Annotated in this window: 14 protein-coding genes; all 14 read left to right on the forward strand. The window is 68.1% G+C overall.

The features are described 5' to 3' along the window. The first annotated feature begins 272 nt into the window (after window positions 1–272). Window positions 273–815 (forward strand): hypothetical protein, encoded by a 543-nt coding sequence (locus tag G6028_RS17000; protein WP_182659567.1) that lies wholly within the window; start codon window positions 273–275, stop codon window positions 813–815. 133 nt (window positions 816–948) lie between these two features. Further along, window positions 949–1,233 carry a hypothetical protein gene (locus G6028_RS17005; RefSeq protein WP_182659568.1) on the forward strand — a complete coding sequence of 95 codons (285 nt, stop codon included), beginning with the start codon at window positions 949–951 and terminating at the stop codon, window positions 1,231–1,233. Window positions 1,234–1,345: 112 nt separating this feature from the next. After that, the gene (locus G6028_RS17970) at window positions 1,346–2,767 is read left to right on the forward strand and encodes a ParB N-terminal domain-containing protein (RefSeq protein ID WP_182659569.1); all 1,422 of its coding nucleotides are present in this window, start codon (window positions 1,346–1,348) and stop codon (window positions 2,765–2,767) included. 425 nt (window positions 2,768–3,192) lie between these two features. Beyond that, window positions 3,193–3,435 (forward strand): hypothetical protein, encoded by a 243-nt coding sequence (locus tag G6028_RS17015; protein WP_069388970.1) that lies wholly within the window; start codon window positions 3,193–3,195, stop codon window positions 3,433–3,435. A gap of 161 nt (window positions 3,436–3,596) precedes the next feature. Then, window positions 3,597–4,502: an ArdC-like ssDNA-binding domain-containing protein gene (locus G6028_RS17020; protein ID WP_182659570.1), complete on the forward strand. Its 906-nt coding sequence runs from the start codon at window positions 3,597–3,599 to the stop codon at window positions 4,500–4,502. 175 nt (window positions 4,503–4,677) lie between these two features. Further along, the gene (locus G6028_RS17025) at window positions 4,678–5,472 is read left to right on the forward strand and encodes a ParA family protein (RefSeq protein ID WP_067715302.1); all 795 of its coding nucleotides are present in this window, start codon (window positions 4,678–4,680) and stop codon (window positions 5,470–5,472) included. 4 nt (window positions 5,473–5,476) lie between these two features. Continuing rightward, window positions 5,477–5,803, forward strand: coding sequence for a hypothetical protein (locus tag G6028_RS17030; RefSeq protein ID WP_017836510.1), 327 nt, complete (start codon window positions 5,477–5,479; stop codon window positions 5,801–5,803). Window positions 5,804–5,807: 4 nt separating this feature from the next. Next, on the forward strand, window positions 5,808–6,086 hold the full coding sequence (locus G6028_RS17035) for a hypothetical protein (RefSeq protein ID WP_182659571.1): 279 nt from the start codon (window positions 5,808–5,810) through the stop codon (window positions 6,084–6,086). A gap of 183 nt (window positions 6,087–6,269) precedes the next feature. Next, the gene (locus tag G6028_RS17040) at window positions 6,270–6,554 is read left to right on the forward strand and encodes a hypothetical protein (protein ID WP_156776066.1); all 285 of its coding nucleotides are present in this window, start codon (window positions 6,270–6,272) and stop codon (window positions 6,552–6,554) included. Window positions 6,555–6,968: 414 nt separating this feature from the next. Continuing rightward, on the forward strand, window positions 6,969–7,151 hold the full coding sequence (locus G6028_RS17045; RefSeq protein WP_017838630.1) for a hypothetical protein: 183 nt from the start codon (window positions 6,969–6,971) through the stop codon (window positions 7,149–7,151). Between the two features lie 61 nt (window positions 7,152–7,212). After that, window positions 7,213–7,446 carry a glutaredoxin-like protein NrdH gene (gene nrdH / locus G6028_RS17050; protein WP_017838629.1) on the forward strand — a complete coding sequence of 78 codons (234 nt, stop codon included), beginning with the start codon at window positions 7,213–7,215 and terminating at the stop codon, window positions 7,444–7,446. A 39-nt stretch (window positions 7,447–7,485) separates the two neighbouring features. After that, complete coding sequence (locus G6028_RS17055) at window positions 7,486–8,061, forward strand: DnaB-like helicase N-terminal domain-containing protein (RefSeq protein ID WP_182659572.1); 576 nt, start codon at window positions 7,486–7,488, stop codon at window positions 8,059–8,061. Beyond that, window positions 8,058–8,246, forward strand: a complete 189-nt coding sequence (locus G6028_RS17060; RefSeq protein WP_182659573.1) for a hypothetical protein — start codon at window positions 8,058–8,060, stop codon at window positions 8,244–8,246. The genes G6028_RS17055 and G6028_RS17060 overlap by 4 nt, the downstream gene beginning before the upstream one ends. Next, window positions 8,243–8,624: helix-turn-helix domain-containing protein (locus tag G6028_RS17065; RefSeq protein ID WP_182659574.1), on the forward strand; the 382-nt coding region annotated here is incomplete at its 3' end. The genes G6028_RS17060 and G6028_RS17065, both read left to right, overlap by 4 nt.

Raw genomic sequence — 8,624 nt, forward strand, 5'->3', positions numbered from 1 at the left:
TGCGACGCGCTCGCTGCGCTCGCTTATTTCGCCGCAGATTCCCCGCGTCCGTCCGGGTGCCCTCTCTTGACTCCGGTTCGCGGCCCACACGATCGGCAGGTGTCAGGGAAAGGGGGGCCCTGCGCGAACGGCACAGCCGAGGCGGTGGCGCGAAAAACCCGCAGGTGAGAGCACATTAACGCGCCATAGACGTACCATACACGCATGATGCGTGTACACTAGAAGCAGAGCAGGCCACAAGGCCACTCACCCCGAACCCGAAAGGAGCGACCATGCTCACGTCGCCCACGTTCACCGTCCCCGGCGCCGAGGGGATCGCCGCCGCCTACGCCGAGATGCGCCACTACGGCGTCACCCCGCTCGTGGCCAGTGACTGGCTCACCGAGCAGATCGAGGCCACCGCCCACCAGGACATCGCCCAGCAGGTCGACCGCAACCACGGCGCACCCGCCGAGCGCCCCGTCACCGTCGACGCTCGCGTCCGCCGCGAGATCGACCGCGCCATCAACGTCGCCGTCGCCGTCTACAACCGCCAGCGCAGCCGCGTAACCAACCTCGACCAGATCGCCACCGAGGCAGGAGCCGCAGCGATCAACCGCGCCGCAGTCGCCCGCCAGGCCCGCACCAACGACACCGACCGCGCAACCCTCATCGAACCCCGGGTCGATACCGTTCAGGTCACGCCGCATATGGCCGTGCACTACGTCGCCGCAGTCCTCACCATCGGCCCCCGCGCCCGCGCGATCTCCGCACGGTTCACCAGCAACGGCAAGAACGGCGTCCGCCTCACCCACTTCGACGTCCTGATGCCCTAACCGGCCGCTGGAGGGGGTCGCCCGCCTGGCGACCCCCTCCAGCGCATTTCACACCCCACCCCTCCCCCACAACACCCGCGCCCAGGTGTCCACCGAAGCCGCCGACGCCCACGAACCGTGCCACTCTGGCCGCATGACCACCGCCGAACCACTGCGCTCGACCAACCTGCGCGAACTCATGCGCGACACCGTCAACCTCGCCCGTGCCGGAGAACACCGCGCCCGCCGCGTCACCATCGGCCCCCGAAGCGGAATCGTCACCCCCCACCACTCACCCGACGGCGAGCTCGACGCCGCAGACCTCGCCGCCCAAGTGTGGGCGATCGGACACGACGAACCCTCCGACACCGGCACCTACACCGAGGGCTACTACACCCACCAAGGAGTCCCCCACATCGTCTACGCCCCAGCGCCATAACCGCAGGTGAAAGCACATTAACGCACCTCAGACGTACCATACACGCATGGCGCGTGTATACTAGAAGCAGAGCAGCCACAAGGCCGCTCACCCCGTACCCGAAAGGACCACCGTGGACACCACGATGAACCTCATCCACGTCAGCCCCTCCGAGCTGACCCTCGTCTCGAACATCCGCGACGCCAAAGCCTCCGACGACCTGGTCGCCAGCGTCCGCGAACACGGCCTCCTTGAGCCGATCAACGCCTACCGCGACGACAACAACGACCTGGTCGTCAAGCACGGCCACCGCCGCACCCTCGCCGCCGTGGCTGCCGAACTCGACCAGGTCCCCGTCATCGTCACCTCTGCCCCGGCAGACGACCTAGACGGCAAGACTGACCTGATCGCGGCCCAGTGGGACGAGAACCAGCAGCGACAGAACCTCACCACCCGCGAGCAGGCCGAGACCATCGCCCAGCTCGCCGCCTTTGGCATCTCCCCCGCCCAGATCAGCAAGCGCCTGCGCGTCGACCGCTCCACCGTCGACGCGGCCACCACCATGCCCGACACCGACACTCTCGACCGCTACGACCTGACCATCACCCAAGCCGCCGTCGTTGCCGAGTTCGCCGACGATGACCGCGCCGTCGACAGCCTCGTCCGTGCCGCCGCCACCGGCCAGTTCGAGCACCAGGCCGCTCGCCTGCGTCAGCAGCGGCAGATCGCCGCCGCCCTGGCCGAGGCCCGCGCCCAGTGGGAGACCAAGGGTGTGCCCGTCCTCGAGGGCTGGCCCGCCTACGACTCCAAGGGCGAGTGGGTCGACAGGCTGGTCGACGTCGAGACCGGTGAGAAGGTCACCATCGACCCCGACAACCCTGGCGACCACCTCGCCGTCCGGCTTGATGCCGACTTCACCACCGTCCTCACGGCCACCGGGGAGCCGGTCGACCCGTACGAGATCTACGAGGACGACGAGGAGGACCGGCCCGAGGACGCGATCATCCGGAGCCAGGTCCACGAAGCGCTGGTAGTCCAGGCCCGCTGGTACTGCGACGACCTCGCCGCCCGAGGGTGGAAAACCCCGTGGAGCACCGCGTCCCAGGGCGAACCGACTGAGGAAGAGCGCGAGCAGAAGCGGGCCGAACGACGCGACGTCATCGCCGCAAACAAGGCGTGGCTTGCCGCCGAGCAGGTCCGCCGCGACTGGCTCAAGACCTTCTGCGCCCGCAAGGCCGCGCCGAAGAACAGCGCCGCGTTCGTCGCCGCCACCATTACCACCAGCCCGCACCTGCTCTCCGCGGACCGACTGCGAGGCGAGCGCGAGACCTACCTGACGGTCCCGGACACCGAGGCGATGACCACCGCTAAAGCCACCATGACCAGCCTGGCCATGTGCCTGATCGCCCACGAGGTCAACACCCACAAGGGCTCCTGGCGACACATCGACCGCCGCACTGTGGCCTACCTCCGGTTCATCGAGGACCAGGGCTACGCCCTGTCCCCCGTCGAGCGCCGCGCCTGCGGCGACCACGTCGACACCGACGAGCTGTAAGACCCCTCCCGATGCCGGGCTACCGTCCAAGCGACGGTGGCCCGGCCTCTGGGTGGGCACTGGTGGGCGGCCCTCTTTCCCTGCCACCGCGATTGTGCGTGCTCCACTTCCGGGGTCAAGGTCGGCGCCGGCTTCGCCGTCGCCCGGCCGGCCACGACCAATCCGCCCCGCGCTGCGCTTATTTCGGGGCGGATTCGTCGCAGCAGTCCGGGTGCCCTCTCTTGACCCCGTTCGCTGCGCACGAAAATCGGCAGGTGTCAGGGAAAGGGGGACACTGCGCGAATGGCACAGCCGAGGCGGTGGCGCGAAAAACCCGCAGGTGAGAGCACATTAACGCGCCATAGACGTACCATGCACGCATGATGCGTGTACAATAGAAGACAGAGCCGGGACCACCCGCTCACCCCGCACCCGAAAGGACCACCATGACCAAGCCAGGCACCCTGCTCGAGACCTTCGATCTCGAGGTCCCGGACGAGGGCCGCACTATCGCGGCCGAAATCCGGCTCGTGACCAATCCCGACGGCACCGAAGTGCTGTGGCACTACGAGAACGGCCGCGCCGCGTTCGTCCACCCCGCCCGCCGCTGCACCAACTGCGCCGAGGTCATCACCTCCGGCCAGAGCGGCAGCCGCTGCACCGGGTGCACCGACCAGCTGCACCTCTAGCCATAGTCCCCGGCCCGCCAATCGGCGGGCCGGGCCCGGCGGACCCGCAGCAGGTGAGAGCACATTAACGCACCATAGACGTACCATGCACGCATGATGCGTGTACAATAGAAGACAGAGCCGGGACCACCCGCTCACCTCGCACCCGAAAGGAGCCAGCCATGGCCCGCAAGACCTACACCCCGCAGCAGAAAGAGGCCGCCCGCGCGGCCCGCGCCGAGAAGGTCGAGCAGATGCACGACGAGCTGTCCGCCGCCGTCGACGCCCTCATGCAGTCCGGCCAGTGGCTCAGGTGGCTGGACTTCCTCGGATCGTTCCACCGCTACAGCTTCAACAACACGATGCTGATCCAGGTGCAGTGTCCGCACGCGACCCAGGTCGCCGGATTCAAGGCGTGGCAGGCCAAGGGCCGCCAGGTCCGCAAAGGTGAGAAGGGGATCCGGATCTTCGGCAAGCCGTTCCGCCTCGTCTCCGAGACCGACGAGGCCACCGGAGAGACCACCCGCAAGGCCATTAAGTGCCCACCGCCCGTGGTCAGCGTGTTCGACATCTCCCAGACCGACCCCATCGAGGGAGTCGAGCAGCTCACCGCCCCCGTCGCCCAGCTCCAGGGCGACGACCACGCCGCCCTCTACGAGCGCATCAGCGAGTGGATGACCGGCCAGGGCTGGACCGTCACCCGCGAGCAGATCCCCGGCGAGTCCAACGGCTACTGCACCGTCGACGGAACCCGCCGCATCGTCGTAGACGCGGACCTGTCCGACGCCCACGCCGCCAAGACTGCCATCCACGAGGCCGCGCACGCGATCTTGCACACCGACGAAGAGGGCAAGCTCACCAACGAGCCCGACCAGGCCACCCGCGAACTCGAGGCCGAATCCGTCGCCTACGTCGTGGCCGCACTGCACGACCTCGACACGAGCGATTACAGCGTCGGCTACCTCGCCAGCTGGAGCGGGGGACAGGCCGACACCATCAAGGCCACCGCCGTCCGGGTCCAGGAGGCCGTCCACCTCATCGCCGACGCCCTCACCGACGAAGACCAGGACGAGGAGGCCGCCGGCTAGGCCGGCGGGGCGGTCGGGCGTGGCGCCGCTCCGCTAAGCACCACGCCCGACCGCCGGCCACCCATCCCGCACATCACCCACGACACGCCCCGCACCCAAGCATCACACGTGCGACATACCCGCACCATGCGCCGATATACTCGCACCATGCACGCATAACGAAGGGAAAGCACCAATGACCACGGTCATCGCGATCGCCAACCACAAGGGCGGCGTCGGCAAGACCACCACCGCCCTCATGCTCGCCCACACCGCCGTCGCAGGCGGCAAGCGCGTCCTAGTCATCGACCACGACGCCCAAGGGGGAGTAGCCCTGCGCATCCTCGGAAACCGCGACCCCGACGGACACACCCTCGCCGACATCTACGCCCGCACCCCAGGCGTCACCCTCGCCGGCGCCACCCACACCACCCGCCGCCCCGGCCTGGACATCGTCCCCTCCGGCCGCGGCAAACTCGCCGCAGCCCTGCAGGCGCTCGGGGGAGTGGCCCCCGGAAAAGTCCTACACAAAGCCCTCGACACCGTCCGCGACAACTACGACCTCGTCATCATCGACTGCGACCGCGGCCTGTCCCTGGGAACCATCAACGCCCTCTACTCAGCCGACCGGGTCCTCCTGGTCACCGAACCCGAAAACGACTCCTTCAACGGCATCAGCGACACCGGCGAGCTCGTCGACGAGATCAACGAAGACCTCCGCCCCAGCCGGCCCCTGCCCGACCCCGACATCCTCATCAACCTGCGCGACACCACCCGCACCGCCACCCACGGCCGCGTCGCCACCGAGATCCGCGACTGGGCCACCCAATCCGGCTACACCGTCCACCCCCACGACATCCCACGCCGCGCCTTCATCGCCGAAGCCGCCGCCAACGGTCAAGGACTCGACGAGCTCCGCGACATCGCCGCCGTCACCGTCCGCGACAGCTTCCACGAGCTGCTCACCACCCTGACCGCCGAAAGGACCTGAACCCATGGCCGCCACACCGCCCGTCCGCAAGCGCAAGACCACCGACAGCCTCGTCGCCCAAGCCGCAGCAGGGGAGGGCACCCCACGGCCGGCCGACGCCCCCGAATACCGCAACTGGAACATGCGCCTGCCAGCCGACCTGGTCGAACGCATCTGGGGCACCTGCGAAGCCCTCGACAAGGACGAGGACCTGCCCAGCGCCGTCGCCTTCACCGTCCGCGCCTTCGAGGAGCTGCTCGACCGCCTCGACGCCGAATACAACGACGGCAAGCCCTACCACTCCGACACCAGCCCCTTCCGCGCCGGCGGCCGCACCACCTACAAGAGGTAGACCCATGCACATCGTCACCATCACCACGACCACCCCCACCGGCCAACTCCTCCACCAGGACACCCTGGCCACCACCGGCAGCCACGCCGAAGCCCTCGACCTCGCCGCACACCACGCCGCAGCCACCACCATCGACATCCACGCCGCCAACACCGGCCAACATCACGCTCATCTCATCGCCCTCGGCGACGAACCCCACGCCGTCATCGCACCCCGCATCACCCCAACCGGACGCACCGACCTCCTCGCCACCCTCCGAGCAACCCGCACCCTCACCCACTAAGAGCACTATCTTCCGCACCGCCGCGAGTCGACTGGGGCCAGCTCCCGCGTGCAACACCGCCTGGTGACTCCCGCGACGTAGCCCCCAACGCGGCAACCGGGTCGAGATCCACCACGGGGGCTTCCGTCGCGCGATGCCAAATGGCCCTGGCGTGAAAACGCAGCACACGCATAGTATTGGTCCGTGACTGTCAGGCTCTGCGTTCTGCTGTGGCCGTACCCCGGCCGGGAGGACGCCCTTCGCCTCTACGAGGACGAAGTCCTTCCGCTTATCGCCGATCACGGCGGAAGACTCTGTTCGCGCGATCAAGTCGAACGCCAAGCAACTACCGATCCGATCGAGATTCAACGAATCGACTTCCCAAGCGCCAACGCCCTCAAAGCATTCATGGCCGACCCTCGCCGCCTGCAGCTCGAGTCACAACGCGCGAACTCGATTGCACGGTCAGACGTTCTGCGGCTGGCTTAGCAAGCCCCACCCGACGGGCGGGGGCAAGACCTTCCACCACGGGTAGTCGGTGGTCAGCCCTCTTTCCCTGCCACTGCGAGTCTTGGTGCTCCACTACCGGTGTCAAGGTCGGCGTCGGCTTCGCCGCCGCCCGGTCGTCGGCAAACAATCTGCCCCGCGCTGCGCTTATTTCGGGGCAGATTCTTCACCGCCGCCCGGGTGCCCTTCCTTGACTCCGTTCGCTACACACCAGATCGGCAGGTGTCAGGGAAAGGGGGGCCATGCGCGAACGGCACAGCCGAGGCGGTGGCGCGAAAAACCCGCAGGTGAGAGCACATTAACGCGCCATAGACGTACCATACACGCATGATGCGTGTACACTAGAAGCAGAGCAGGCCACAAGGCCACTCACCCCGAACCCGAAAGGAGCCAGCCATGGCCCGCATCACCTACTCCGTCACCGCGACCGAGCCCTGGGAGGCCGCCGCCACGCTCGCCACAGTCCTCGACCTCTCGGTCAACCCGCTCACCGTTCACGAGGACCGGGTCACCGTCGTCGCCGACGAAGACGACACCGAGATCGTCGGCACCATCCGCCGCGCGATCTACGCCGCCTGACCCACAACCCCCGCCCATCGCCGCGAGGCAGACGGACACCACGACCGAAAGGACCACCGCCATGGCCATCACCGTGTACACCAAGCCCCAGTGCGTGCAGTGCGGCGCCACCATCAAGGCGCTCGAGAAGGCCGGCCTGGACTACGAGCTCGTCGACATCACCACCGACACCGAAGCCCGCGACTACGTCATGGCTCTCGGCCACCTCCAGGCCCCCGTAGTCGTCGCCGGCACCGACCACTGGGCCGGATTCCGACCCGACCGCATCAAGGACCTCGGCCGCACCGCCGCCTGAATCACCCGCCAGTAGGGGAGGGGACACACAATGCACACCATGACCGCCGAGGACCCGCTGGCCACCGCCGACCCGGTCGACGTCGACGACCTCGCCGCCACCGACGACGCACCCACCGTCCCCGAACTCGACCCCGAAGCCGCACTCCTCTGCGCCCTGCTGCACACCAACGACATCACCGAAGCTCGCCACATCACCCGCCACCTCGAGGCAAGCGACTTCCTCAACCCCCGATACGGCGACCTTTTCCAGGTCATTGCCGACCTCATCGCGGCAAGCGAACCCCACCACGCCCCGCGAGTGCTCGCCGCACTCACCAACGCCGGCCGCATGGCCGGCCACCACGGACGGCTCCTCGCCGACGCCCTCCAGGTCGTCGCACTACTCGGAACCCCCGCCATCGGAGTGCGCACCCTCGCGGCCGACGTCCTCGACGCCGCCTACCGCCGCCGATTCGCCCGCACCGCCGCTGAGCTGACCCGTGCCAGCACCGAAGCGCCCACCGACGACCTCTTCGAGATCCTCCTTGACCAAGGCCGCGCCATGCGCCGCGAAACCACGCGCCGCGCCGACCTCACCGACGGACCGACCAGTGGGGGAGAGGGGGAGGCATGACGTTCATTGTCGGGACAGGCCCCACCGAGCTGCACGCCCACATCGACCTCGACCACCGCATCACCGCCACCATCCAGCCTGGGACGACTCCGGCCGTCCCCGTCCTCGACGTCACCTGCAGCGACGGACACTGGGCCGTCCTGGCCACCCTCAACACCGACACCACAGACAAGGAGCCCCGGTGACCCCAGACGAAGCCCGATCACTCGGCCGCGCCATCCGCGCTGCACGCATGGCGGCCGGACTCACCCAGCTCAAACTGGCCGTGGCCATCGGAGTGAAATCCCCCTGGATCAGCGCCTGGGAACGCGGCCAATCCCAACCCACCGCCTACCGACAGGCCACGCCGCCCGCCGTCATCAGCCGGGACCAGCTCACCGCAATCGCCGACGCCTTGGACTGCACCATCGAATCCATCGCCAACCGAGCCGCACTGTCTGCCGCCACTCGAGTCCTCTACGGGCTCGAACCACTCGGCCCCGCCCGCACCATCGTCGGGGGCCAACGGTTTGATCTCACCGATGCCGAGGCCGACCGCGTCACCGACTTCATCACCGGACTCA

This window comes from Dietzia cercidiphylli, from assembly GCF_014145145.1.
Lineage (GTDB): Bacteria > Actinomycetota > Actinomycetes > Mycobacteriales > Mycobacteriaceae > Dietzia > Dietzia natronolimnaea.